The organism is Salinispora mooreana (genome assembly GCF_000379065.1).
In the GTDB taxonomy this organism is placed as follows: domain Bacteria; phylum Actinomycetota; class Actinomycetes; order Mycobacteriales; family Micromonosporaceae; genus Micromonospora; species Micromonospora mooreana.
Map to the genome: position 1 here is coordinate 3,932,150 of NZ_KB900614.1, position 23,977 is coordinate 3,956,126.

The window sequence follows — 23,977 nt, forward strand, 5'->3', positions numbered from 1 at the left end:
TCGGTTGCCGATCGGCGCGGCGGGTCACTGACCTGCGCCGTACCGACGGGTACAACGAGACGGAGCCGTTGTGGCGACGGGCCCGCGGCAAGCGGGTCGCCGAACCCAGAACAACCGATCCGGTGCCCCCGGCCGGACTGGCCGGCCGGGGGCACCGGTCCTGGTCAGCGCGGGTCGAAGGCACCGTCCCGCGCATTGCTGACGAAGGAACGCCAGTCACCCCGGCTGAAGACCAGGGCCGGGCCGGACCTGTCCTTCGAGTCCCGCACGCCGACCGCCCCCGGTACGTACGCCACCTCAACGCAGTTGTCGCAGTTCGGTCCGCTCTTCGAGCTCTTGAACCAGGTGCCCTGCGTCAGGTCCACGGGGAACTTCTTGGTCGCCATTTCCACAACGGCTCCTCTGCCAGTTTCGCGATGTGTGCCATGGACTCCTCAGGACTGATGGCAGCCGCGCGGATGTGATCAAAGATGAAGCTGTACTTCTGCAGTTCGTCGCTCTTTTCCAGGAAGAGCCCACCCGTGGCGTTCTCCGCGTACACAACATCCGGATCACTGGGTTCGGGGAAGCTCAGGATGCTGAAGGTCCCGTCCATGCCCGCATGCGCACCAACCTCGAACGGCAGGATCTGCAACGTCACGTTCGGTAGTTCGGTTACTTCCAACAGCCGCTTGAGCTGACCACGCATCACCGTGTCCCCACCCACCGGTCGGCTCACCACTGCCTCATCGAGCACCACCCACAGATCGACTGAATCATCCTGAGTCAGCAACGACTGACGACCCAGCCGGACACGGACACGTTGTGCGACTTGTTCTGCGGTGAAGTCCGGTCGCGCTGCGCGGATCATGGCGCTTGCGTACTCCTCGGTCTCCAGTAGACCCGGCACGACCTGCTGTTCGTAGGCGCGGATGGAGCTGGCCGCCGCTTCCAAGCCGACGTACGCCCCGACCAAAACCGTGCTGTACGGGTGCCACCAGCCCTTCTGCCGGGCCTCGCGAGCGATCTGTACCAGCTCGTCGCTCTCCGCGCCCACCACTCCACAGATCCGGAGCATGTCCCGGACATCGCGCGGCGTCGCCGTGGTGTGGCCGGTCTCGATCCGGGAGACCTTCGAGGCCGAGCATTCGAGCTGCTCGGCGACCGACTCGATGGTGATCCCCGCGGCCTCACGCTGGCGACGGAGTTCTGCGCCCAACCGCCGCCGGCGGATCGTCGGGCTTCGCCGCTCAGCCACGGTGCCACCCCGGACTCAATCTCGCGGTCACTGCCACCGTCCCCCTCCACCTTGACAACTTCCCGGCTCGGCCGTCGCGCCGGGGAGGGCACGCCGGTGGACGGGCTCGCGACGGCGGATGGTGGCGGGGCGAACCCGACCCTCAGTGTGCCGCCCGAATACGAACAGCTCAAGCATTGCATCGCTCTGGACCGACAACCCATCGGCAACGACCGACATGCAACTTGCATGTCGCACGTTACTGATGCACTCTATTCCCTATGGCGGATCACGCAGAGTTCCACTCCGCTCTCCCACCGTGGTGATCCCACGGTCAGGCACCAACAACGCCAGCCTGCGGGGCACCACCCCGAGGCCGACGACACATGTCCCCCGACAACTCCCGCCGGCGCCTTCGCCGGCCCTCTTCTCCAGGAGCCCATGTGCTTCCCCGCACCGGTGACGTACTGCACGTGACTCGCGCGGCGAGTGTCCAGTTCCTCCGACCCATCGCCTTCCGGGTGATCCGGGTCCTCGACTGGCCGACCTACGACGGTTGGCTCTGGCTCGACGGCTACGAGTTGAACGCATCGGGGGACGCGGTCAGCAGGCGGTCGATCTTCGTACAGCAGGGAGGGCTGGACCAGATCCAGGCCGCTCCGCAACGCCACCCACACACCGTAGGGACACAGCGCCGACCGCTGGCGCGGACCCCCGCACGCGTGGGCTGAACTGCTGCGATCCGCCGCTGGTGGGCGCACTACGAGAGACACCGGTACGCCCACCCGGCAGCTCCACCCGCACCGCCAGGACCTGAGATCCTGGAAAGCCGTCCAGTCAGCCGGTAGAGATGACGCCCGGTCAGCCGGTGGGGGTGGGTTCCAGGGTCGGAGTGAGCGTTGGCCGCTGCGGCGACGGCCCAGACCTCGACACCACCAGGACCACCGCTGTACCCGCCGACACCAGCACACCTGCGCGCGGCTCCGTCCCGATCACGATGCCGGAGGGCTGATCCGAGGGCCGGTACTGGACCCGGTACGCCAGTCCGACCTGGTCCAGGAGCGCTTGGGCCGTCGCCAGCGGCAGGTTGACTACTGGGGGCATCGGGACCTCACCCGGCTCCTCCGTGGGCGATGGAGTGGTTGGTGCGACCGAGGTTGGTGCGGTCGTGGTCGGTGCGGTCGTGGTCGGTGCGGTCGTGGTCGGTGCGGTCGTGGTCGGCGCGGTGGACGTTGGTGTGGGGGACGCTGGCGTCGGCGATGCCGGTGGTGTGGTCGCCGACGGCGAGGAGTCGGGGTTGATCTGCTCATCGTCACCGGCGCCGAGGGCGAGCCACAGACCGGTGCCGAAAACGACGAACAGGAGGACAATCACTCCCCAGAGAATCGGCGACCACCACCGTCGCCCATTCGGCTCCGCGTACCACCCGGGTGCGTCCTGATACTCCGGCGGACGCGGCGGCGGAACCCCCGCACGCCCTGACCATGCTGTCGGCCCGCTAGCTGGCGGTAGCGGCGCGGTCTGGTCGGTGGGCAGCGGCCGGGTCTCGTCGTCCGGCCCGTCGGCGGCGGGCTTTCGGTCGTCGCTCATCGCACGCTCCCCCTCGCTGCCTGACGACAACCTAGCCCGCCGGCAGGGAGGCCGGCGGGAATCAGTTCACCGCGGCCCGGTCCGTGTCAGCGCCCATCCGGCGGTCACCACGGCGATCACGCTGATTCACCTCGATCACCGACAAGCAGAACACCCCCGCATTGATCACTCTAAGTAAGAATTTAGCCGCGGTACTCCCCGCCCCGACCACAGGACGTTACGCTCGCCGGCATGGCGAGACGCGGCTGGGCAATGTCGATCATGACCGCGCTTGGCACCGCTGCCGGGGCCGGCGCCGCCGCACTGGGCTTCGGCTACGGCCTCGGCATCATCAACTGGGCCCCACCACCGGATCAGAGTGTCGCCGTCACCGCCTGGACAGCCAGCCTGATCTGGGCCACGTGGATCGCTGCCACCTCCACTGTGGCTGGTGCGGTCTGCGCACAACACCTCCGTCGTCGTAGCCCGGCGGCGCCCCCGCCGACCAGCAGCCACGGCGAGATCTCCAGTGCGGACTCGCCGGCCGACAACCCGAGCGAGCCGGAGGCCGCCGCAGCGGCCACCCGGGCCAGGCGACGCCACGCCGCGCCGGGCGAATCCGACGGTGCGCTCGGCAAACTGACACTCGCCGTCGCCGCCGGATTCGGCGCCCTGATCACGGTGCTGTTGACCGCCGTACCGGCACGGGTGGCCGTGGTACCCGGAGTCGCCGCGCCCCGCGACGTCGCCGCTGGCTACGCCGCCCTGGGTGTCCTGGTCGGCGTGACCATCGCCGGGTGGGCGTTGCACTCGCGCGCCGCCGCCACCAACGTGATCGCAACCGTCGGCTGGCTGTGGCTGCTCGCCGTGGTGGCTGTTGTGGATGGCGTCATTGCGGGGCGGGGGCTGAACACCGCCCAGCTCGGCATCTGGCAGCTCAGCGTCGGCGGAACCGAGCTGTGGCTCCGCGACTGGTTCTACTGGCCGGGTGCGCTGCTGTCGCTCGGCTCCGCCCTCCTCATCGGCGTACTGGTCGCCCGCGGCACGGCCCAACGCCCCGACCAGCAGGTGGGTGCCGCTGCCTCCGGTGCGGCCGGCCCGCTCCTCGTCGCGGTCGCCTACCTGCTCGCCGTGCCGGACCTGGCCGACCTCGCTCCCGGCCAGGCGTCAGCGCACCTCATCGCCCCCTATGCGGTCATCATCGGTCTTGGGGGCTCGGCGCTGGTCACCGCAGCCGGTCAACGGGCCAACCCCCGGAGGCGGACAGATTCGATGCGACCGGCGGAGTCCCCGGCTGATTTGCCCCAGTCGGCGAGGTCCCCAACCGACCCGGAGCCGGACGACTCGACCGTCGCGACGCCCACCACCCGCGGCCGGACCCGCGGATCGGGCAGCCGCCGGCCCCGCACCGTGAAGGCGGACGCCACCAGCGGAGTACCGGTTCAGCGCACCGCGGACGATGCACCAGCAGAGGATGCCGCCCCCGCCGCACAGGAGCCGAGGGAGACGGGTTCGCGCCGGCCCCGGTCCACCCGCCGCACCAGCTGACGGCGGTCGCGGGGTGCTCCCGAACCGGGCACCGCCCCCGCGCCGGCGGTCCCGACGCTCCGACCGCAGGGGTCGACGGTTGACCCGCCGGCCGCCTAGTCGACCGGCCAGGTGTGCACCGGCTCGTTGCTGTGTTGGAGTTCGGCGTAGCGCTGGACCATGTGGTGCAGCGCCGCCGAGCGGTCGAGTTTCCGGTGCCGCTCGGCCGCCCACACCGTCTCCGCCTGCCATACCGCGCCGTTGCGCCGGGTCCGGCAGCGCTGCTCGATGACGCCGAGCAGCCGGTCTCGCTCAGCGGGAGCCACGCCGAACCGGTCCAACCCGATCGCCGCCTGCGGCAGCAGCACGTCGAGGACCAGCTCGGCGACCGGCACCTCACCGAGCCGAGGCCAGTGCACCACCGCGTCCATGCCTCGACGGGCGGCGGAGTGGAAGTTCTCCTCCGCCGCGCTGAACGTCAGCTGACTCCAGGCTGGACGGTCGGCCTCCGCCAACCCACGCGCCGATCCGAAGTAGAAGGCAGCGTTGGCCAGCATGTCGATAACAGTCGGACCGGCTGGCAGGACCCGATTCTCCACCCTCAGGTGCGGGCACCCGTCGGTAATGTCGTAGACCGGCCGGTTCCAGCGGTAGACGGTCCCGTTGTGCAGGCGCAGTTCGCCGAGGTTCGGCACCCCCCCGGCGTGCAGCACCTCCACCGGGTCCTCGTCCTCGCAGATCGGCAGCAGCGGCGGGAAGTAGCGGACGTTCTCCTCGAATAGGTCGAAGATCGAGGTGATCCACCGTTCGCCGAACCACACCCGAGGGCGAACGCCCTGCGCCTTCAACTCGTCGGGCCGGGTGTCGGTCGCTTGTTGGAACAGCGCGATCCGGGTCTCCGCCCAGAGTTGTCGGCCATACAGATAGGGGGAGTTCGCCCCGGTCGCCACCTGGGCGGCAGCGATCGCCTGTGAGGCGTTCCAGTAGTCGGCGAAGCTGTCCGGCGCGACCTGGAGGTGCAGCTGCAGGCTGGTGCAGGCCGACTCAGGAGCGATCGAGTCGGTGTGGGTCTGCAACCGCTCGACTCCGCGGATGTCGAGTTCGATGTCTTCGCCACGCGCTCCGACGATCTGGTCGTTGAGCACCCGGTAACGTTCGTTGGTGGAGAGGTTGTCAACGACCAGGTGCCCCTCGGTCAACGTCGGCAGGATCCCCACCAGGAGGATCTTCGCGTCGGACTTGGCGGCCCGCTCGTCGGCGCGGGCGAGACTGCCGCGAAGGTCCTGTTCGTAGCCGGTGAAGCCGGTGCCCCCAATCAGTCGGGGCGCGGCGTTCAGCTCGAGATTGAACTGTCCCAGCTCGGTCTGGAAGAGCGGGTCGGCGATGTCGGCCAGAATCTCCTCGTTCCGCATCGCCGGTTCGGCGGCGGAGTCGACCAGGTTCAGCTCGATTTCCAAGCCGGTCATCGGCCGGTCGGCGGCAAACCCGAAGTCATCCAGCATCAAGGCGAAGACGTCCAGGCAGCGACGTACCTTGTGGCGGTAGCGGACCCGATCCTCCCGGGAGAAGGCACCCCGCGTGACATCCCTGCCCATGTGTCCTCCCGGCGCCCGAGGTGACGGAGCGATGCCGCTCCGCAGCGCATTGTGAACCATTCACGGTAAGAGTGCCCACGGCAGCAGGCCAGAGCCGGGCACACACAAGCCCGCCGAACCTGGTCACGTGCACTTTCCACAAAATGCTTGTTTCGTAAATAACGTACTCAACAGATATACCCCCAGCAATATTTTGTTGATCAACGACTGGTAAGATCGTCGGGTGGACCAGAATGTGTTCAACGACCCCCGGATCACCGCCGTCGGCCTACTCGTCGAGGCGCACGCTGGACTGTCAGCCCGGTTCACCGCCCAGTTCGAGGAACACGGCCTCTCCCCGGTGGAGTTCGACGTACTCACCCGGCTCGCCCGCTCGCCGGACTACCGGCTTCGGATGACCGACCTCGCTGCACAGACCTCCCTCTCCACCAGCGGGACGACCCGCGTGGTCGACCGAATGGAACGCGATGGGCTCCTCGCCCGGCGCGCCTGCCCAGCCGACCGACGCAGCTCGTTCGCGGTGGCCACCGAATCCGGCCGTAAGCGGCTCGACGCCGTGCTCCCGGGTCACCTGCGAATCATCGAGGAGTGGTTCACGGGGCAGCTCGACCCGGAGTCGCTGGCCCAGCTCCTCGATGGGCTACGTCGGGTACGAGATGCGGTCCACCCCGGCGCCACCGCCGGCGCCACCGGCCCGGAACCGGACCGGGGCAACGACTGACAGAGATGATGGTCGTGGGTACCTCCCGCCGAGGTCTGACCCGACGACTGACACCGCCGTGGGTGGCGCTGGCTTGGCCGAGTCGTCGCGAGCGGAGGACCGGCAGAAGGAGCGGCAGAACTGCTCGAGGGCCAGATTATTGTCGGGCAAATCGGTCAGCCGACTTTTCCCCGCCAACTAAGCTCCGATCAACGGGGGATGCACCCGGGGGAGGGCGCGGGCGACGAGCGAGGGGTAACAGAGGGGGCTCTCGCTCGCGCCACTCCCGGGACCTGTTCACCCGGCCCACCCGATCTCCGGTGCGACCCGTCACGGCCGACGGGTAATCGCAGCCAAGGCCGCCACCTCCGGCGGCAGCAGGCGAATCCCACTGACCCGGCAGACCGCGTCCAGCCGATCCAGTACAGCCGGCTCCGCCGTGCTGGCGGCCAGCCCCACCAGCGCTTCCACCAGGTCACGGCGGTCCTGACTGTTGGCCCCCACCTCGGCAGCGACGGCGAACCACTCGGCCGCCAGCTCCCGATCGCCCCGGCGCAACGCCAGCGTTCCTTCGATCAACCCACAGATCCCGTCCGCCGGCATCCAGCTCAGAGCCGCCGCCGGGCCCCCCGGTCGCAACTCGGCCAGCACCTCGGCCGCCTCCGTCACCCGGTCGGCCTGTGCCAGCGCCAGCCCGACCGTGCCCAGCACCCGACGGTGGTGCCCCGGGTCACCCAAGGCCGTCAACGCCGCCAACGTCCTCCGCCCCTGATCGACGGCGATGTCGTACCGGCCCTCAAGGCGCGTGACCTCGGCCAGATTGGCCATCGCGAGTACGCGTAGCCGCCGCTCCCCACACTGGGCCGCCAGCCGATCGGCAGCCGCCAACCGGCGCCGGGCGGTGGCGAGGTCACCGACGCGGATCCCGTGCCAGGCCAGATTGTTCTGTGCCACCGTCATATCCCGGATCCGCCCGTGCCGGGTGGCCAGCGTCAGTACCGCCTCGACCTGCCCCCGCGCCTCATCGTGGTCGCCAGTGCCGGTGAACAACCTGCCCAGAACCGTACGGGCCTCCAGCTCACCAGCGACATCACCGGCCGACTGCAGCGCGGCGAGTGCCGCGCGGGCGGCCGGCAGCTCCTCAGCCCCCGCGCCGTGCTCCGCCGCCAGCCGAGCCACGCCCAGCAACGCCCACCCCCGCAGGACGGGGACTGCGTCAGCGGTACGGGGATCCGCCAGCAACCGGCGCAGCCACTGCCGGCCGGCGACATCCCGACCCCGGAAGCGCCACCACCGGACGAGCCCGGCCGCCAGGCCCAGCGCGGTCACCGGTTCGTCAACAGCGGCATGCGCGAGTGCGGAGCTGATGTCCCCGCCTACGTCGTCCAGCCGGTGGACCGCTGCGGTCAGGTCCGCCCCGACCAGGTACGGGGCCGTCTCGGCGACCAGTCTGGCCATGACCCGGGCATGGTGACGCCGGGCCAGGGTGAGTTCCCCCGCGCCAGCGGCCTGCTCGACGGCGAACTCCCGAACGGCGTCGAGCAGCCGGAATCGGAACGATCCCACCCCCAGAATGCTGAGTAGGCCCAGTTCCCGGAGCCGGTCCAGCAGCACAACCGGGTCAACGACCAGCACCGGGTCCGCCGGTTCGGCACCAATTCCGAGCATCTCCTCGGCCAGCTTGATCGACCAGCGGTTACCGAAGATGGCGAGCCGCCGTAGGGCAGCCCGCTCCTGGGGTGTGAGCAGAAGATAGCTGGTCGCAACAGCGTCCCGTAGCGTCTCGACGACCGCCGCGGGCGATCGCTGTGCCGGGCCCGGATCGGCAGCGTTCCAGCCCGGCCGCTCCGCGGTGCCGGAGACGGTCGCCAGATCGAGAACCCGATCGCCATACCGGTCGAGCAACTCGTTGAGGTCGAGAAGGTGTCCCCGCGCCGCCATCAGCTCGATCGCCAGCGGAAGGCCACCGAGGCGCCGGACCAGCCGGGCCAGCGCCGGCAGCTCCTCCGTCCTCGGCGGGTTCGGTCGGACCAGCGCGAGCCGGGCGGTGAACAGCGCCACTGCCGGGTACCGGTCGAGGGCCGTTGGACCCGCCTCGTCGCGGTCCGGCGGTGGCGTCTCGAGCGGGGCTACGGGCCGGACCCGCTCACCGCGCAGCCCGACCGGATGCCGGCCGGTGACCAGCACACACAGGGACGGCACCATGGTCGCGAGCTGGTGCAGGGCCTCGGCGACCGGGCCGGGAGCCCGCTCCACCGCGTCCACGAGCAGCAGTGCCGGCTGACCCGCAAGGCGGGTGGCGAGCGCGGGGAGGCGAGCGGCCCCGAAGACCGCCGCGGAGGTGGCAAGCAGCTCCGCAACATCCGTTCCCTCGCCGGTCAGAACCCCGGCTACCCCACCCGGGAGGTGCTCGGCAGCCGTGTGGGCCACCGACAGCGCCAGCGCCGTCTTGCCAACGCCAGCCAACCCGACCAGGCTGACCAGCCGGACTGCCGGCTCCCCGGTGAGCATCCCGACCAGCTCGGCAACGTCACGCTCCCGACCGATCAGCTCGGGGGCCGGGGGCAGCGCGGTCGGCCGTACCATGCTGTCCGGGCCGAGGTAGAGCGGTGACTCGGACTCCGGGCACCGGGGCGTCGGCATGTGTCGGGCGGCGGCGAGGAAGGTGGACCGCGCTGCCCCGGCCAGCCCAAGGGCGGTCGCGAGCAGCTCGACGGTGGTCCGCTGCGGCCGCGACGAGCGGCCCCGCTCCACGTCCCGGACAGTCCGGACCCCGACGCCAGCCCGATTCGCCAGGTCGGCCTGGGTCAGACCAGCGGCGAGCCGGTGTCCGCGGAGCAGGTCGGGCAGCCCCATCCGGCCGCCTGACCACCGCGAACGGTCATCCTCCGGGTTCATGGCCAGGAAGGGTACGGATCAACAATGATTATCAACAGGTCATCGTCGCCCTACTGACGTGCCACTGCGGATACCCGACAGCGATGCCGCCGGGCGGTTCCGGCGACAACGCGTCCCGTTCCGGCTACAACCCCAGCTCCCGAGCAATGATCATGCGTTGCACCTCGGAGGTACCCTCACCAATTTCCAGAATCTTGGCGTCCCGCCAGAAGCGGGCCACAGGAAACTCGTTCATGAAACCGTATCCGCCGTGAATCTGGGTGGCGTCCCGGGCGTTGTCCACTGCGATGGTGCTGGCGTGCAGCTTGGCAATGGCTGCCTGACGCTTGAATGGTTCTCCGGCGAGCATTCGCGCCGCAGCGTCGTAGTACGCCAGCCGAGCGGTGTGCACCCTCAGCTCCATATCCGCAATCTTGAACTGAATTGCCTGGTTGGCCCCGATCGGACGGCCGAAGGCGTGCCGTTCCTTCGCGTACCGGACCGACTCGTCCACACAGCCCTGGGCCAGTCCGACGGCGAGCGCGGCGATCGCGATCCGCCCCTCGTCGAGAATCCGCAGGAACTGCGCGAAGCCTCGACCTCGCTCGCCGAGTAGGTTCCCCGCCGGCACCCGGCAGTCATCGAAGGTCAGCTCGTGCGTGTCGGAGGCCGTCCAGCCCACCTTGGAGTATCCCGGCGCCACCGTGAAGCCCGGGGTCCCGGCCGGCACGATGATCGTGGACAGCTCCTTCGCACCGTCCGGCCTCATTCCGGTAACCGCCGCGACAGTGACCAGATCGGTGATGTCGGTCCCGGAGTTGGTGATGAACGCCTTCGACCCGTTAATCACCCACTCGTCCGTCGACTCATCGAGTACCGCCCGGGTCTGGGTCCCCCCGGCGTCCGAGCCGAAGCCCGGCTCGGTCAACCCGAACGCGGCCAGTGCCGTGCCGTTGAGCAGCCGCGGCAGCCACCGTGCCCGCTGCTCATCCGTGCCGAACCGGTAGATGGGCATAGCGCCGAGCGAGACCGCCGCCTCGAGCGTGATCGCCACACTGGAGTCGATCCGGGCCAGCTCCTCCAGCGCGAGGCAGAGCGCGAAGTAGTCACCCCCCATTCCGCCGTGTTCCTCCGGAAAGGGGAGGCCGAACAGGCCCATCTTTCCCATCTGGCGAATGACGTCGTACGGGAAGGTGTGTCGCTCGTAGTGATCGGCGATGACCGGAGCGACCACCTCACGGGCGAAGTCGCGGACGCTGGTCCGCAGCGCCTCATGCTCCTCGCTGAGCCGAAAGTCCATGGGTTCCTCCTGGTGGGGGATGGGCCACCGGGCGTTCGTGACGCCGGGGCGGCCGGGTCAGACAGGGGTGACGCCGTGCCGGCGAGTGGCGAAGTGGCGATCCTTGCCGCGGGCGGCGGCAAACCGGCGAATCAGCTCACCTCGCAGCTCGGGTGGTTCCACGATCGCGTCAACCACCAGTTCGCTGGCGAGCCGGACGATGTCGATGTCCTGCTCGTACTCCTCGCGCCGGGCAGCGACAAAGGCGGCCCGTTCGCTCTCGTCCCCGATGGCCGCGATCTTGTTGGCGTAGACCGCGTTCACCGCCGCCTCCGCACCCATCACGGCGATCTTCGCGGTCGGCAGGGCAATCGTGGCGTCCGGCTCGAAGCCGGGGCCGGCCATCGCATAGAGGCCAGCACCGTAGGCCTTGCGCACCACCACGCAGATCTTGGGCACGGTCGCCTCGGAGATTGCAGTGATCATTTTGGCGCCATGCCGGATGATGCCCTGCTTCTCCACCGCGCTGCCGACCATGAACCCGGGCACGTCGGAGAGGAACAGCAACGGCACGTTGAACGCATCACAAAGCTGCACGAACCGCGTCGCCTTGTCGGCCGAGTCAACGAAGAGCACGCCGCCCTTGAACATCGAGTTGTTGCCGACCACACCGACGACCTCGCCGTTGAGCCGACCGAAGCCGATGGTCAGCTCCTTGGCCCACAGCGCCTGGATCTCGAAGAAACTCCCCTGGTCGAGCAGCCCCTTCGCGTACCGACGCATGTCGAACGCCTGCCGCTCGCTGGCTGGTACCAGCGCCGCCAGATCGACCTTCGCCGGCGCTTCGACGGCCGGCGCCGGGGGCGGCTGCTGGGTCCAGTTTGTCGGCAGATACGACAGGTAGCGCCGTACGACGTCAAGTGCGTCGGCCTCACTCCGGCAGAGGAAGTGGCCGACGCCGGACTCGGCGCAGTGCACCCGGGCCCCGCCCATCGCCTCCAGCGTTGTCTGCTCTCCGGTGACCATCTCGACCATGCGGTCCGAGCCCAGGTACATGCTGGCGTTTCCCTCGACCATGGCGACCACGTCGCAGAAGGCCGGGATGTACGCCCCGCCAGCCGCGCTCGGTCCGAAGAGCGCACAGACCTGGGGGATCGAGCCAGACGCGCGGACCTGGTTCCAGAAGATCTTTCCGGCGCCCCGGCGGCCGGGGAACAGATCCACCTGATCGGTGATCCGGGCACCGGCCGAGTCGACCAGGTAGACCATCGGAACCTTGGTCGCGTAGGCGCGCTCGATGATCCGAATGATCTTTTCGACGGTTCGGGCTCCCCAGCTGCCAGCCTTGACCGTGGAGTCGTTGGCCATCACACAGACCGGGCGGCCGTCGATGGTGGCGGTTCCGGTAATCACGCCGTCGGCGGGCAACCCCTCGGCCAGCGCGTTGGCATAGAGCCCGTCCTCGACGAACGATCCCTCGTCAACCAGGAACGCGACCCGTTCCCGGGCGAAGAGCTTGCCCTTCGCCGCATTCGCCGCATGGTACTTGTCCGCGCCACCGGCCCGGGCCCGCTTGCGTAGCTGCTCCAGCGCCTCACCATCGAGCGTCACGCCGACTCCTCCTGTGCCCGCCGCTCCCGGTCCGGCGGGCACTCGCTCGCACCACCGAACCTACCTGAACGATCGTTAGGGTAGCGCACAACGCCCACCAGCTGCCTGCCCGCACCGGGCGAATCCGGGCACTTATCCGGCTCCACGACAGCGACCACCGTGCGGCCGGGTTCGACCGCACGGTGGTGGGGACCAGCTCGGCGAGGGGCTGCCCGGCCGGGGGAACCAGCCAGGCGAGAGACGTCAGCCCGGCAGCGTAGACAGCCGGGTCCGTGGGCCAGCCCGGAGCACGCCGCTGGGCAGGGATCGGCCGACCAACTCCTCGGCCAGTTCGGCGACCTCGATCAGGGCGGCCAGGTCGATACCGGTGTCGATACCCATGTCGTGCAGCATGTGCACGGCCTCCTCGGTGGCCAGATTGCCGCTGGCCCCAGGCGCGTACGGGCAGCCACCCAGGCCACCGACGCTCGCGTCGAAATCGGTGATCCCCAGCTCGATGGCGGTCAACAGGTTCGCCAACGCGGTGCCACGGGTGTTGTGGAAGTGCAGCAGCACTGGTGCGTCTGCGTCGCGATCACGTAGGGCCGTCACCAGCTCACGGACCCGGCGGGGCGTCGCCATGCCGGTGGTGTCGCCGAACGCCACCCGGTCGGCGCCGTCGCGCAGCACCCGGTCCACGATGCCGGCCACCCGCCCGGGGTCAGTATCCCCCTCGTACGGGCAGCCGAAGCTGGTCGCGACGATAACCTCCACCCGGGCACCGGCGTTGTGCAGCAGCTCGACCAACTCAGCGATGTCGTCCAGCGACTCGTCGGTGGAGCGGTTGACGTTGCGCCGGTTGTGGGTGTCGCTGGCGGAGACCACCACCTCTATCTCGGTGAACCCGGCGGCCAACGCGCGGTGGGCACCCCGCGTGTTCGGCACCAGCGCCGAGTAACGCACTCCTTCGGTCCGCTCCGCCCGTCGCCACACCTCGTCGGCGTCGGCCATCTGCGGGATCGCCTTTGGGTGCACAAAGGACACCGCTTCAATCCGCTTCACCCCGGTCTGGGAGAGCGCATCGAGCAGTCGCACCTTCGCTTCGGTCGGAATCGGCTCCTCGTTCTGGAGCCCGTCGCGCGGCCCAACCTCTCGAATAGACACAAATCCCGGCATATTACCCATGGGCCACCTCACTGTGACAGGCTCTGGTCCGACTCCCCCAGCATGTCACCCGCAGCCTCGGCTGAGTCGATCGCGTGATCATGACAGTTGGCGCAGTGCGGCGACCAACAACCCGACCGGGGATCAGCTCTCCCCGACCCCGGGGTCAGTACCTCGACCCCGGGGTCAACCGCCCGACGCCGGGTCCGGGTCAGCGCATTCGGGAGACGATGCCGGTGTCGTAGTCACCGGAGAGGAACTCCGGGTTGTCCAACAGTTCGGCGAAGAAGGGCAGATTGTTCTTCGGCCCGGCCAGCTGGAACTGCGCCACGGCGGCCCGCGCCCGACTGATCGCTTCGGCGCGGTCCACGCCACTGACGATGAGCTTGGCCATCAGGCTGTCGTAGAACGGGGTCACCGTGTTACCGGCGACATACCCCGAATCGACACGGATGCCCTCGCCCGTCGGTTCGGTCCAGGTGGTGATCGCCCCCGGCCCGGGCAGAAAACGCTTCGGGTCCTCGGCGTTGACCCGCAGCTCGATCGCGTGCCCGCGCGGCGCCAAGGCATCCGGGTCGAACGTCGGCGGCAGCCCAGCGGCCACCCGGAGCTGCTCCTCGACCAGGTCAACCCCGTAGACCAGCTCGGTGACCGGATGCTCAACCTGTAGCCGCGTGTTCATCTCCAGGAAGAAGAACTCACCGGTGGTGGGGTCGAGCAGGCATTCCACCGTGCCGGCGTTGCGGTAGCCGACCGCCTCGCCCGCCCGCACCGCCGCGGCCAGCAGACGGGACCGAAGCTCCGGGGTGACTGCCGGGGAGGGGGACTCCTCGACGAGCTTCTGGTTTCGTCGCTGCACCGAGCACTCGCGCTCGCCGAGCGCCACCACCCGGCCGTCGGCCAACCCGAGAATCTGCACCTCGACGTGGCGCACCCGCGGGAAATACCGTTCGATCAGGACGGAGCCGTCCCCGAACATCCGCTCGGCGAACGCGCGCACCTTGTCATACTCGGTGCGGAGCGCGGCCTCGTCGGTCGCGATTCCCATGCCCATGCCACCCCCGCCAGCGGCTGCCTTGACCATCACCGGATAGCCGATCTCCGCCGCCGCGTTGACCGCCGCGGTAAGGTCCGCCGCCGGTTCCGTGGTGCCCGGTGCGACCGGCACCCCGGCCGCCGCCATCAGATTCCGGGCATTGATCTTGTCGCCCATCGCGATGATCGCGTCTGGACCGGGCCCGACCCAGAGCAGACCGCTCGCCACGACAGCCTGCGCGAAGTCGGCGTTCTCCGACAGGAAGCCGTAGCCAGGGTGGATCGCCTGCACGCCGGTCGACTGTGCGGCGGCGAGGACAGCCTCGACGTTCCGGTAGCTCTGCGCCGGGTTCGCCGGACCAACACAGACCGCCTCGTCGGCCTCGGTCACAAACGGCAGGCCGGCATCCGCCTCCGAGTGCACCGCCACCGCCCGGACACCGAGCCGCTTCGCAGTACGGATAATCCGGCGGGCGATCTCGCCCCGATTGACGACCAACAGTGACTCGATCATGTTTCCTCCAGCGTCCCGGGGTCGAACGGAAAGCAAGGGAACCATGCCACCCCGGTTACTGACGAGTCAGTGTGCGGCACAGCCCCTCGATCCAGCCTGCGGCAATCGGGCTCGGGCCCAGAACTCAGCGGGCTGTCGGTGCCAACAGAGCAGCCAGCGTCGCCCCCCGGAGCAGCTCGGCTCGGCGCTGCCGGTCCACCACGCCACCGAGGAACGGGGTCGAGTTCATCAGGCCGAAGGCGGCGTGGGCCAGCACCCGCGCCTCGTTGTCGGGCAGGCCCGGGTGTGACGCGGTCAGCACGTTGACCCACTCCTCGACGTACAGCCGCTGGAGCCGGCGGATGCGGCGACGCGGTTGATCAGGCAGTCGGTCCAGCTCGTGCAGGTGCAGGGCGATCACCGCCGGCTGGGCCAGCGCGAAGTCGACATGAAAGTCGATCAGGGACTCCAACGCGGCGCGGGGATCGTCGGGATGGACGGCCGCCCGCTCCCGGCCCCCGGCGAGCAGCCCTTCGCTGACCGGGATCAATGCGGCGACCAGCATCGCCTCCTTGCCGGCAAAGTGGTGGTAGAGCGCCGGACCGGTCACCCCGGCGGCGGCGCCGATGTCATCCATTGACACGCCGTGGTAGCCCCGGGCGGCGAAGAGCCCGACCGCGATCTCGAGGATCTCCTCCTTGCGGGACCGACGCCGGCCGCCGCCCACATCGCCGTTCGCCGCTTTGGGCGACTGCTGCACCGTCACGGGGAGAGCGTAGTCCGCCGACTCCACCGCGCGCAGTGGCCGGGGCCGTGCCTCGGTTCTCGAGGCACGGCCAGGACAGCAACCAGGAGCGGTGGGCTCGCTCTGGGCGGAGCAGGGGGCCGGTTAGTCCGTCAATGGGGTCAGGACGGGGCGTTTGGCGGTGACCGTGTCACCAGAACTGCGACCCGTCAGGCGACGCGTGAACCAGGGCGCCAGATGCCGGGTGGCCCAACGGAGGTCGTCGGTGCGGGCCGTCAGCCACGGCTTGGGCAGCGGACGCTCGGGGACCAGCAGCCACTCCTCGGCACAGCCGACCCCCAGCGCGGTCAACACCTGGGCGGCCACCCGCCGGTGCCCGGCCGAGGAGAGATGCAGCCGGTCAGTGCTCCACAGCATTGGGTTCAGGTACGTGTCGTCGGCGTACAGGTCGACCAGGATCGCGCCGTGTTGTTCCGCCGTGTCGCCAACCGCCTGATTGAGTAACTGCACCCGGGGGGCGACCAGCCGCTGCCCGGGCAGTCGCGCCATGACGTCGGCGAAACGGAACAGAACCACGTCGGCCCCGCCTGCGCGCAGCCGCCCCACCACGTCGTTGAAGCGCGCGATCAGGTCATCCGGGTCGAAGCTTCGCCGCAGCACGTCATTCCCACCAGCCGCGAAGCTGATCAGATCCGGCTGCATCGCCAACGCCGCGGGAACCTGCTCGTCCACAACCCGAGGAAAGAGCCGACCGCGAATAGCGAGGTTCGCGTACCGGAACTCCGACCCGGCCTCCACGGCGAGCCGGGACGCCACCAGGTCGGCCCAGCCCCGAAAGCGGCCATCCGGGTATGTGTCGTTCAGGCCCTCGGTGAAGCTGTCCCCGACCGCCACGAAACTGCGCCAGCCCACTACACCCTCCAAGGTAGGGAAGGACCCGTGTCTCCGCCTTCGGTGGCGGCGAGCCCCGCCTGAGAAGCGATAGTTTCTCACCAATGATGTTTCTACTGGTGCCCCCGGGTCGGGGCCAGGTGATATCGAGGCGATGGGCCGGACCACCGCTGGTCGAAGGGGTGACCACAGAGACAGGTGTAGTAAGGGGGGAACGGGGAACCGCGTCCCGATCGGGCTGGATCGCTTCCGAAGGAGTCCCATGACCAGTTTCCGGGTCAGTGACGTCATGACAAGGCGGGTCATCTACCTACCGATGGAGACCACCCTGGATGAGGCTGCACGGGTGATGAGGGAGGCCGACATCGGGGACGTGGTCGCCACCGACGGCGCCACCCTCGCCGGGGTACTCACGGACCGGGACATCGTGGTCCGGGCCGTCGCCCAGCGGAGCGACCCGGCCCGAACCACCATTGAGTCGATCATCACCCGTCAGGTGGTGATGATCGAACAGAACTGCACCACGGGCGAGGCGGCGGCCCTCATGCGAGAACGGGGCGTACGGCGAGTGCTGGTCTGCGACAACGAGCGGAAGCTGGTCGGCATCGTCTCCCTCGGTGACCTCGCCCAGCGGCTCGACCCCCAGTCGGCGCTCGGCCAGCTCAGCGGGCAGAACCCGACGTCGTGACGTGGGCACACCCACTGCGTCGTCCGCTGGGCACACCCCGCCGTGAGGTGGCCACACCCGCCGCCGCGATGTGGGCCCGTTCCGTCGGCACACTGCCCGATCCGGGTTCCGGGCGCCGGTAGCCTGGCGGGATGCCCGAGATGCCTCCCCGGCTGGTCGAGATCGTGGACGAGTTCGCCACGGCGCCCCGTGACATCGTGCTGGAACTGCTGCTGGAGTACGCCGACGCCATCAGGCCGTTGCCGTCCGGGCACCCCGGCCGCGCGGAGATGGAGCAGGTCCCGGAGTGCCAGACGGCGCTTTTCCTGCGCGCACGCCTGACCCCCGAGGGCCGCGTCGAGGCCGTCTTCGACTGTCCACCCGAGGCGGCCACCACCCGCGCCTTCGCGGGGATCCTCGCCGAGGGGCTCGCCGGCGCTCGGCCAGCACAGGTGCTGGCCGTCCCAGACGACCTCTACCAGCAGATGGGGCTGGCCCAGGCGGTCAGTCCGCTGCGGATCCGGGGCGGCACCGCGGTCCTGGCCCGGCTCAAACGTCAGGTCCGGGAACAGACAAGCTGACCACCGGGTTGCCTTCGGTTATGAAGATCGAAATCTACAGCGATCTGGTCTGCCCCTGGTGCTACCTCGGCAAGCGCCGATTGGAGCGGGCGCTCGCGTCCTACGACGGCGCCGCGACCGTCAGCTACCGACCGTTCCAACTCGACCCGGCGCCGGTTCCCGAACCGCTGCCGCTGCTGGACGCGCTGGGCGCGAAGTTCGGCGGCCGGGAGCGTGCGCGGCAGATGGCGGACCAGGTGACTCGGGCCGCTGCCGAAGACGGCATTGAGTTCGACTTCGACCGTGCGCTCGCCGCGAACACCTTCGACGCGCACCGACTGGTCGCCTGGACGACGGAGCGGGACCGGGCCGCCGAGACGGTCGAGGCGCTCCACCGGGCCCACTTCCGCGACGGCGTCGACATCGGCTCCCGACCGGCGCTGGCAACGATCGCGGGCGAAGTCGGCCTGGACGCCGTGGCGGCCCATACCTTCCTCGAATCCGACGGGCAGGTAGCCGAGGTCCGCGCACGGCTGGCCGCCGCACGGGAACTCGGCATCACGAGCGTGCCGACCTACGTCCTCGACGGCAGGTACGCGGTGAGCGGCGCGCAGGATTCGTCAGCCCTGCTCGCCGCCCTTACCGAGGCCCAGCGGCACGCGGCGACCGAGGCCTGATGGAGTGCACCGGAACCCGACCAGGGTATCGACCGTCCTGATGTTTCACGTGCAACAACATTGACGATGACGGCTGTCTGGTGGTGCGCGAGCACCGCCACCACCAGGTCAGTTCCCGGCGAGGTAGCCCTTCCCCTCCAGCAGCGTCCGATCACGGTGGGCGGCCAACTCCTCGGCCCGCTGGGCCTGGATTCGGCGCGCCTCCGCCTCCTCCAGAGCGTGCCGGATCGCGAGGCGGATCACTCCGTACAGGAAGACGAACCCTCCGACGTACAGAATCACGGTGGTGACCAGGGTGAACATGAGGCCACCGTAGGTCTGTCCGAACTGGGTGGGGCGGTGGCCGCGGACGGGTTCCCCCGTACGTGTCCAGCGCCACCACCCGACCCGGCGCAGCCCGGGAGTGTCGAGGGGTCGCCGGGGGCACTGCACCCCCACCGAGGTGATCAGGCGGTCTCCAACGCCTCTCCGACCCCCTTGGCCAGCCCGGACAGGTGCTGATCGGCGAGCACGTGGCCAGCGGTCACCACCAACGCCACCGGCCACTCGATGACCTGCAACAGGGTGAGCAGGCCCACACCCGCGTAGTACGCCAGTTTGTCTGGCGGCGGGACGGCCACCTCCCCCAGTACCGGTACCTCCACTCGGCGGGTAAACGTCTGGATCATGTCCCGACTCCCACTGAGATCCCGGGTCAACATACTCATCTCGACCTCCCAGAAACGGCGGTGACCGCCCTGGCTTTCCACCGTCGCCGCCCACCATGCCGGTGTGGCCGGTAGAACTTCGCCGCTGGTCGCGGGCATAACGGACGGCCGGGCGGGAAGTCAGACCGCCGGGACACACGGCGTGGGAGGCGCGATGGCGTACGGAGAGAGCGACACCGGGGGATCGGGCCGACACGAGTCCCGCCGTACGCCTCGATGATCCCGCTGGGCCGCGGCGCTGGCAACGTGCGCGTGCCGGCCGTGCCCCAGCTGATGGGGCAGGCAGCCCGCAACCTCGGATCCGCCGCTGCCCGAGCCGCGCGGCTTACCGGGCTGACCCGCCGCCGGGTCTGGTCCCGCTACGGCCGACACCACATCGAGGTGCACGGTGTCTGCCAGGACGGCGGGGACCGCCTCGCCCGGCAGGTCGAAGCAGCGCTGGAACGCGTACCCGGCGTGAGCTGGGCGCGGGTGAACGCCCCCTCGGGGCGGGTGGTGGTCGCCGTCGGCTCCCCCGAGCCAAGGCTGCGCGATCTGATCGCCACCGTGGCCCGCGCCGAACGCATCAGCCCACACGAACCGGACCCGGAGATCCCACCGCCGCACCCGCCGGAGGAGGGCCCCCGCACCCCCCGTACGCTCGGCGCCCTCGCCTCCGACGCGCTCGGTCTGACGATCTCCGCTGCCACCCGGATCCTGCCCTTCACCCCCGTGCCGGGTGAGGTCTCCGGCCTCCTCAACGCGGTTGACCTACACCCAAGGCTGCATGCCCTCGCCGACCGGGGAGTACGCGCTGACCCGCGTGCCGACCTACTCTTCCCGCTGGCCGAGGCGGTGACGCAGGGCCTCGCGGGCGGCTGGACCGGCATCGTCCTGGACAGCCTCCAGCGGGTGGTGCAGTGGGGCGAGGCGCGGGCCCAACTCGCCGCGTGGACAACAGCCGAACCCCGGCTCACCGGCGCCCCGGGCCGGGCCGCTGCCCCCGTCCTGCCAGCCGAACGGCCCTGCCCGAAACCGGATGGGCCGGCCGAGACGTATGTGATCCAGATGCTGCACGCCGGCGCGGCAGCAGCCGCCGCCGCGACCCCGGTCACCGGTCCGAAACGCGCCGCCGCACTCGGCCTCGCCGCGCTTCCGAAGGCCAGCGGCGCCGGCCGGGAGGGGTACGCCGCCCAGCTCGGTAGCCTGCTCGCGCGGCGCGGCGTCATCGCCATGGACCGCCGCGTGCTCCGCGAGCTCGACCGGATCGACACGCTGGTGCTGGACGCCACGATCCTCGGCTCCGACCGTGGCGTCCTCACCGACCTGGCGCCACTGGGCGACGCGGAGCTGGGCGAGGTGGGCGCCCGAGCGTTTGCCCTCTTCGACCCGGATCAGCCGGCGGCGGTCCAGCATGGCGACGGCTGGAGTCTCGGCCCGCTGGACCGCCTCGACGCGGCTGACCCGGGCGGCACCCTGCACAGCGACCGGCTTCGCGCATCTGGCAGCCGACTCCTCGGCCTGGCACACGACGGTCGGCTTGCTGCGCTGCTGCGGGTCGAGGACGAGCCGGCCCCCGGCGTGGACCTCCTACCGGCAGCCGCTCGACGTGCGGGGCTGCGGCTGGTCGTGGCGGACGACGACCCGGGCCGGTACGACTTCGCCGACAGCGTCCTCGCCGGGGGCGCCCAGCTCACCGAAACCGTACGCCAGCTGCAGCGTGACGGCGCGGTCGTGATGCTGCTCTCCGATGACCGGTGGGCGCTCGCGGCAGCCGACTGTGGCCTCGGCCTGACCACCGACGAGGAGCTGCCCCCCTGGGGCGCACACCTACTGGTCGGAACCGACCTCGGGACCTCCGCGCTGGTGGTCGAGGCGGCTGGGGCGGCACGCCGGATGACGAGGCAGAACATCCGGCTGGGGCTCGGGGGCACCGGTCTCGGGGCGCTGTCCGCACTCACCGCCGCCCGGGAACAGCTCCCGTACCGAACCCAGGCCGCGGTCAATGGGACGGCGGCGCTGGCGTTCGCCCACGGCGTGTGGCGGGCTCACCACCTGCCCACGCCGACCGAGGCCCCCGCCGGGCGGGCGTCGGTACCGTGGCACCTGATGCCGGTGGGGTCCGTCCTTGACGAGCTGGGCAGCAGCTTCGACGGGTTGGATCCGCCGGAGGCCGATCGCCGACGCTCCGACCAGGTCCCCGACGGCGGTCCGACTCCGACCCTGCTCCGCGCCTTCCTGGACGAGCTGGCCAACCCGTTGACCCCGGTCCTCGCCGCCGGGGCGGTGCTCTCCGCGTCATTCGGATCCCTGGTTGACGCCGCCCTGGTCAGCGGTGTGGTCGGCGGCTCCGCCCTGGTGGGGGCGGTACACCAACGCAACACCGAACGCTCACTGGCCGAGTTGCTGTCCCGTACCGCGGTCACCGCCCGGGTCCGGCGGGGCGGTGCCGAGCAGCAGCTACCCGCCGCCGAGCTGGTCCCCGGCGACGTGATCATCCTGGAGCCCGGTGACGCCGTACCGGCCGACTGCCGGATCCTCGAGGCCACGGGGTTGGAGGCAGACGAATCCTCGCTCACCGGCGAGTCGTTGCCGGTTGGCAAGACCGACCAACCGGTGGCCGCGTCCGACATCGCCGACCGCCATTCGATGCTGTACGAAGGCACCACCGTCGCCGCCGGTCACGGCTCGGGCGTGGTCGTCGCCACCGGTACCGACACGGAGGCCGGGCGCAGCCTCAGCCTCGCTCGGCAGGACCGACCCAACGGCGGCGTCGAAGCGCGACTCGGCGGGCTCACCGGCTCGGCGATACCGCTCGCGCTCGGATCGGCGGTCGCGGTCGCCGGGGCCGGCGTTGCGCGCGGCGTACCGCTGGCGGAGACCGCCTCAACCGCCGCGAACCTGGCCGTCGCGTCGGTGCCCGAGGGGTTGCCGTTCCTGGTCAGCGCCGCGCAGCTGGCGGCGGCCCGGCGTCTGGCCGAACGTGGCGCCCTGGTGCGTAACCCCCGCACGATCGAGGCGTTGGGGCGCGTGGACGTGCTCTGCTTCGACAAGACCGGAACCCTGACCGAGGGGCGGCTGGTGCTCTCCGGAGTCGGCGACGGTGCTCGGTTCGCCACCGTGGACCAGCTCGACGACCACCTCCGTATGATCCTCGCGGTCGCGCTGCGCGCCACTCCGGGCGCCGAGGACCCGGAGCAGCTTCCCGAGCAGGCCGACCGGGCGATCCGCCGGGCAGCCCAGGAGACCAACACGGTGGAGCAGACCGGTGCCGAAGCGTGGCGTCCCGCCGGCGGGCTTCCGTTCGAACCGTCCCGCGGCTACCACGCCACCGTCGGCACCTGCGATACCGGCGTGGTCCTCAGCGTCAAGGGCGCCCCGGAGACCGTCCTGCCCCGCTGCCACAACCGGCGGACCAAGGCCGGGGTGGTGCCGTTGGACGACGCGACCCGAGAGGCGGTCCAGCAGGAGCTGCTCCGGCACGCCGGGGCCGGCCAGCGGATGCTGGCCCTCGCCGAACGGGCTGTTTCCGACGAGTCCATCACCGACGGCGATGTCCAGGGCCTGACCTTCGTCGGCATCCTCGCGCTAGCCGACGGGATCCGGGCCAGCGCCGCCCCGGCGGTGGAGAGCATCCGCAAGGCGGGGGTACACACGATCATGATCACCGGTGACCATCCGGCCACCGCCGAGGCGATCGCCTCGGTGATCAGCCCCGATGACGGTCAGCGGGTGGCGACCGCCAGCGACCTCGTGGACCTCGACGACGAGGCGCTGGCGGCCCGCCTGGTCACCACCGACGTCGTGGCCCGGTGCACCCCAGCCCACAAGGTACGAATAATCCAGGCGCTCCGGACCTGCGGTCGTACCGTCGCGATGACCGGGGACGGCGCCAACGACGCACCCGCCATCCGCCTCGCCGACGTCGGCATCGCCCTCGGACAGCGCGGCACCCCCGCGGCTCGCGCGGCGGCGGACCTGGTGGTCCTGGACGACCGGCTGGAGACCATCATCGCCACCCTCGCCGAAGGGCGGGCAATGTGGTCGTCGGTCCGGCACGCGCTGAGCATCCTTTTCGGCGGCAACCTCGGTGAGATCGCGTTCAGCATCGTCACCGCCGCCATTGACGGCCACTCCGCGCTCAACGGCCGGCAACTGCTGCTCGTCAACCTGCTCACCGATCTGGCCCCCGCCCTGGCCGTGGCGGTCCGGCCGCCCCCGCCGGAACAGAGCGAGAACCTGCTCCGGGAGGGGCCCGACACCTCCCTCGGCGCCACCCTCAACCGGGAACTCGGTGTCCGCGCCACCTCCACCGCGCTCGGGGCCACCGCCGGCTGGGCGCTGTCCCGGTGGGTGGCGGCCTCACCTCGCCGGGCCGGCACGGTGGCCCTGGTGTCGCTGATCGGCACCCAGCTCGGCCAGACCCTGCTGGCCGGCGGCGCCACTCCCGGTGTCCTGCTCTCCACCGCCGGCTCGGTGGGGGTACTCGTACTGGTCGTACAGACTCCCGGCCTCAGCCACTTCTTCGGTTGCACCCCGCTCGGCCCGATCAGCTGGACGATCGCTACCGGCTCCGCGGCCGGCGCCGCCCTCGCCAACGGCACGGTTGCCCGCCTGGTGGAGCAGCTACCGGCCCCACCCCGCCCCGCGGTGGACCTGCACGACCTGCTCGCCCGCCTCCGCCACCGGGGGCACGGCAGCTAACC

At 70.2% G+C, this 23,977-nt stretch carries 20 protein-coding genes; 7 read left to right on the plus strand and 13 right to left on the minus strand.

Features of this window, described 5'->3' with window-relative positions; translation table 11 throughout:
• Positions 1–164: 164 nt before the first annotated feature.
• Together SALPAC6_RS0118710 and SALPAC6_RS0118715 are read right to left on the minus strand one after the other, a co-directional pair.
• Positions 165–386 carry a DUF397 domain-containing protein gene (locus tag SALPAC6_RS0118710; protein ID WP_018254884.1) on the minus strand — a complete coding sequence of 74 codons (222 nt, stop codon included), beginning with the start codon at positions 384–386 and terminating at the stop codon, positions 165–167.
• Positions 356–1,237: a helix-turn-helix domain-containing protein gene (locus SALPAC6_RS0118715; protein ID WP_018254885.1), complete on the minus strand. Its 882-nt coding sequence runs from the start codon at positions 1,235–1,237 to the stop codon at positions 356–358. Before SALPAC6_RS0118715 ends, SALPAC6_RS0118710 begins: the two co-directional genes overlap by 31 nt.
• A gap of 422 nt (positions 1,238–1,659) precedes the next feature.
• Between SALPAC6_RS0118715 and SALPAC6_RS0118720 the strand changes: the two genes are divergently transcribed.
• Entirely contained in the window at positions 1,660–1,947 is a 288-nt protein-coding gene (locus SALPAC6_RS0118720) for a hypothetical protein (RefSeq protein WP_018254886.1), read from the plus strand.
• 130 nt (positions 1,948–2,077) lie between these two features.
• Here SALPAC6_RS0118720 and SALPAC6_RS0118725 read toward each other — a convergent pair whose 3' ends face one another.
• On the minus strand, positions 2,078–2,806 hold the full coding sequence (locus SALPAC6_RS0118725) for a PASTA domain-containing protein (protein ID WP_018254887.1): 729 nt from the start codon (positions 2,804–2,806) through the stop codon (positions 2,078–2,080).
• 261 nt (positions 2,807–3,067) lie between these two features.
• Here SALPAC6_RS0118725 and SALPAC6_RS0118735 point away from each other — a divergent pair, with 261 nt between their 5' ends.
• The gene (locus SALPAC6_RS0118735; RefSeq protein ID WP_026189829.1) at positions 3,068–4,333 is read left to right on the plus strand and encodes a hypothetical protein; all 1,266 of its coding nucleotides are present in this window, start codon (positions 3,068–3,070) and stop codon (positions 4,331–4,333) included.
• A 95-nt stretch (positions 4,334–4,428) separates the two neighbouring features.
• Here SALPAC6_RS0118735 and SALPAC6_RS0118740 read toward each other — a convergent pair whose 3' ends face one another.
• The gene (locus SALPAC6_RS0118740; protein WP_018254890.1) at positions 4,429–5,907 is read right to left on the minus strand and encodes a hypothetical protein; all 1,479 of its coding nucleotides are present in this window, start codon (positions 5,905–5,907) and stop codon (positions 4,429–4,431) included.
• Between the two features lie 223 nt (positions 5,908–6,130).
• Between SALPAC6_RS0118740 and SALPAC6_RS0118745 the strand changes: the two genes are divergently transcribed.
• The gene (locus tag SALPAC6_RS0118745) at positions 6,131–6,628 is read left to right on the plus strand and encodes a MarR family winged helix-turn-helix transcriptional regulator (protein WP_018254891.1); all 498 of its coding nucleotides are present in this window, start codon (positions 6,131–6,133) and stop codon (positions 6,626–6,628) included.
• 309 nt (positions 6,629–6,937) lie between these two features.
• Here the strand turns inward: SALPAC6_RS0118745 and SALPAC6_RS0118750 are convergent, their stop codons facing one another.
• The 7 genes from SALPAC6_RS0118750 to SALPAC6_RS0118780 form a co-directional block, all read right to left on the minus strand.
• Positions 6,938–9,505, minus strand: coding sequence for an ATP-binding protein (locus tag SALPAC6_RS0118750; protein WP_026189830.1), 2,568 nt, complete (start codon positions 9,503–9,505; stop codon positions 6,938–6,940).
• A gap of 124 nt (positions 9,506–9,629) precedes the next feature.
• Positions 9,630–10,784 (minus strand): acyl-CoA dehydrogenase family protein, encoded by a 1,155-nt coding sequence (locus SALPAC6_RS0118755; RefSeq protein ID WP_018254893.1) that lies wholly within the window; start codon positions 10,782–10,784, stop codon positions 9,630–9,632.
• A 57-nt stretch (positions 10,785–10,841) separates the two neighbouring features.
• A complete protein-coding gene (locus SALPAC6_RS0118760; protein WP_018254894.1) occupies positions 10,842–12,374 on the minus strand; it encodes an acyl-CoA carboxylase subunit beta in 1,533 nt (510 codons plus the stop codon).
• 243 nt (positions 12,375–12,617) lie between these two features.
• Positions 12,618–13,529: a hydroxymethylglutaryl-CoA lyase gene (locus SALPAC6_RS0118765; protein WP_026189831.1), complete on the minus strand. Its 912-nt coding sequence runs from the start codon at positions 13,527–13,529 to the stop codon at positions 12,618–12,620.
• Positions 13,530–13,728: 199 nt separating this feature from the next.
• On the minus strand, positions 13,729–15,066 hold the full coding sequence (locus SALPAC6_RS0118770; protein ID WP_018254896.1) for an acetyl-CoA carboxylase biotin carboxylase subunit: 1,338 nt from the start codon (positions 15,064–15,066) through the stop codon (positions 13,729–13,731).
• Positions 15,067–15,190: 124 nt separating this feature from the next.
• The gene (locus SALPAC6_RS0118775) at positions 15,191–15,772 is read right to left on the minus strand and encodes a TetR/AcrR family transcriptional regulator (protein ID WP_026189832.1); all 582 of its coding nucleotides are present in this window, start codon (positions 15,770–15,772) and stop codon (positions 15,191–15,193) included.
• A gap of 162 nt (positions 15,773–15,934) precedes the next feature.
• On the minus strand, positions 15,935–16,702 hold the full coding sequence (locus tag SALPAC6_RS0118780) for an SGNH/GDSL hydrolase family protein (protein WP_018254898.1): 768 nt from the start codon (positions 16,700–16,702) through the stop codon (positions 15,935–15,937).
• 241 nt (positions 16,703–16,943) lie between these two features.
• Between SALPAC6_RS0118780 and SALPAC6_RS0118785 the strand changes: the two genes are divergently transcribed.
• The 3 genes from SALPAC6_RS0118785 (at position 16,944) to SALPAC6_RS0118795 (ending at position 18,585) form a co-directional block, all read left to right on the plus strand.
• Positions 16,944–17,369: a CBS domain-containing protein gene (locus SALPAC6_RS0118785; RefSeq protein ID WP_018254899.1), complete on the plus strand. Its 426-nt coding sequence runs from the start codon at positions 16,944–16,946 to the stop codon at positions 17,367–17,369.
• 131 nt (positions 17,370–17,500) lie between these two features.
• Positions 17,501–17,929, plus strand: coding sequence for a SufE family protein (locus tag SALPAC6_RS0118790; RefSeq protein ID WP_018254900.1), 429 nt, complete (start codon positions 17,501–17,503; stop codon positions 17,927–17,929).
• 20 nt (positions 17,930–17,949) lie between these two features.
• Positions 17,950–18,585, plus strand: coding sequence for a DsbA family oxidoreductase (locus SALPAC6_RS0118795; protein WP_018254901.1), 636 nt, complete (start codon positions 17,950–17,952; stop codon positions 18,583–18,585).
• A 108-nt stretch (positions 18,586–18,693) separates the two neighbouring features.
• Here SALPAC6_RS0118795 and SALPAC6_RS0118800 read toward each other — a convergent pair whose 3' ends face one another.
• A complete protein-coding gene (locus tag SALPAC6_RS0118800; RefSeq protein WP_018254902.1) occupies positions 18,694–18,888 on the minus strand; it encodes a hypothetical protein in 195 nt (64 codons plus the stop codon).
• Between the two features lie 143 nt (positions 18,889–19,031).
• The gene (locus tag SALPAC6_RS0118805; protein WP_026189833.1) at positions 19,032–19,391 is read right to left on the minus strand and encodes a hypothetical protein; all 360 of its coding nucleotides are present in this window, start codon (positions 19,389–19,391) and stop codon (positions 19,032–19,034) included.
• 117 nt (positions 19,392–19,508) lie between these two features.
• Between SALPAC6_RS0118805 and SALPAC6_RS0118810 the strand changes: the two genes are divergently transcribed.
• Entirely contained in the window at positions 19,509–23,975 is a 4,467-nt protein-coding gene (locus tag SALPAC6_RS0118810; protein ID WP_018254904.1) for a cation-translocating P-type ATPase, read from the plus strand.
• The last annotated feature ends 2 nt before the right edge of the window (positions 23,976–23,977 follow it).

Bases quoted from the DNA above. Each gene is read 5' to 3' on its own strand.
- SALPAC6_RS0118790 (WP_018254900.1), top strand. From the start codon at position 17,501: ATGCCCGAGATGCCTCCCCGGCTGGTCGAGATCGTGGACGAGTTCGCC.
- SALPAC6_RS0118795 (WP_018254901.1), top strand. From the start codon at position 17,950: ATGAAGATCGAAATCTACAGCGATCTGGTCTGCCCCTGGTGCTACCTC.
- SALPAC6_RS0118740 (WP_018254890.1), bottom strand. From the start codon at position 5,907: ATGGGCAGGGATGTCACGCGGGGTGCCTTCTCCCGGGAGGATCGGGTC.
- SALPAC6_RS0118725 (WP_018254887.1), bottom strand. From the start codon at position 2,806: ATGAGCGACGACCGAAAGCCCGCCGCCGACGGGCCGGACGACGAGACC.
- SALPAC6_RS0118750 (WP_026189830.1), bottom strand. From the start codon at position 9,505: ATGAACCCGGAGGATGACCGTTCGCGGTGGTCAGGCGGCCGGATGGGG.
- SALPAC6_RS0118710 (WP_018254884.1), bottom strand. From the start codon at position 386: ATGGCGACCAAGAAGTTCCCCGTGGACCTGACGCAGGGCACCTGGTTC.
- SALPAC6_RS0118785 (WP_018254899.1), top strand. From the start codon at position 16,944: ATGACCAGTTTCCGGGTCAGTGACGTCATGACAAGGCGGGTCATCTAC.
- SALPAC6_RS0118800 (WP_018254902.1), bottom strand. From the start codon at position 18,888: ATGTTCACCCTGGTCACCACCGTGATTCTGTACGTCGGAGGGTTCGTC.
- SALPAC6_RS0118810 (WP_018254904.1), top strand. From the start codon at position 19,509: ATGATCCCGCTGGGCCGCGGCGCTGGCAACGTGCGCGTGCCGGCCGTG.
- SALPAC6_RS0118770 (WP_018254896.1), bottom strand. From the start codon at position 15,066: ATGATCGAGTCACTGTTGGTCGTCAATCGGGGCGAGATCGCCCGCCGG.
- SALPAC6_RS0118735 (WP_026189829.1), top strand. From the start codon at position 3,068: ATGACCGCGCTTGGCACCGCTGCCGGGGCCGGCGCCGCCGCACTGGGC.
- SALPAC6_RS0118755 (WP_018254893.1), bottom strand. From the start codon at position 10,784: ATGGACTTTCGGCTCAGCGAGGAGCATGAGGCGCTGCGGACCAGCGTC.
- SALPAC6_RS0118805 (WP_026189833.1), bottom strand. From the start codon at position 19,391: ATGCCCGCGACCAGCGGCGAAGTTCTACCGGCCACACCGGCATGGTGG.
- SALPAC6_RS0118765 (WP_026189831.1), bottom strand. From the start codon at position 13,529: ATGCCGGGATTTGTGTCTATTCGAGAGGTTGGGCCGCGCGACGGGCTC.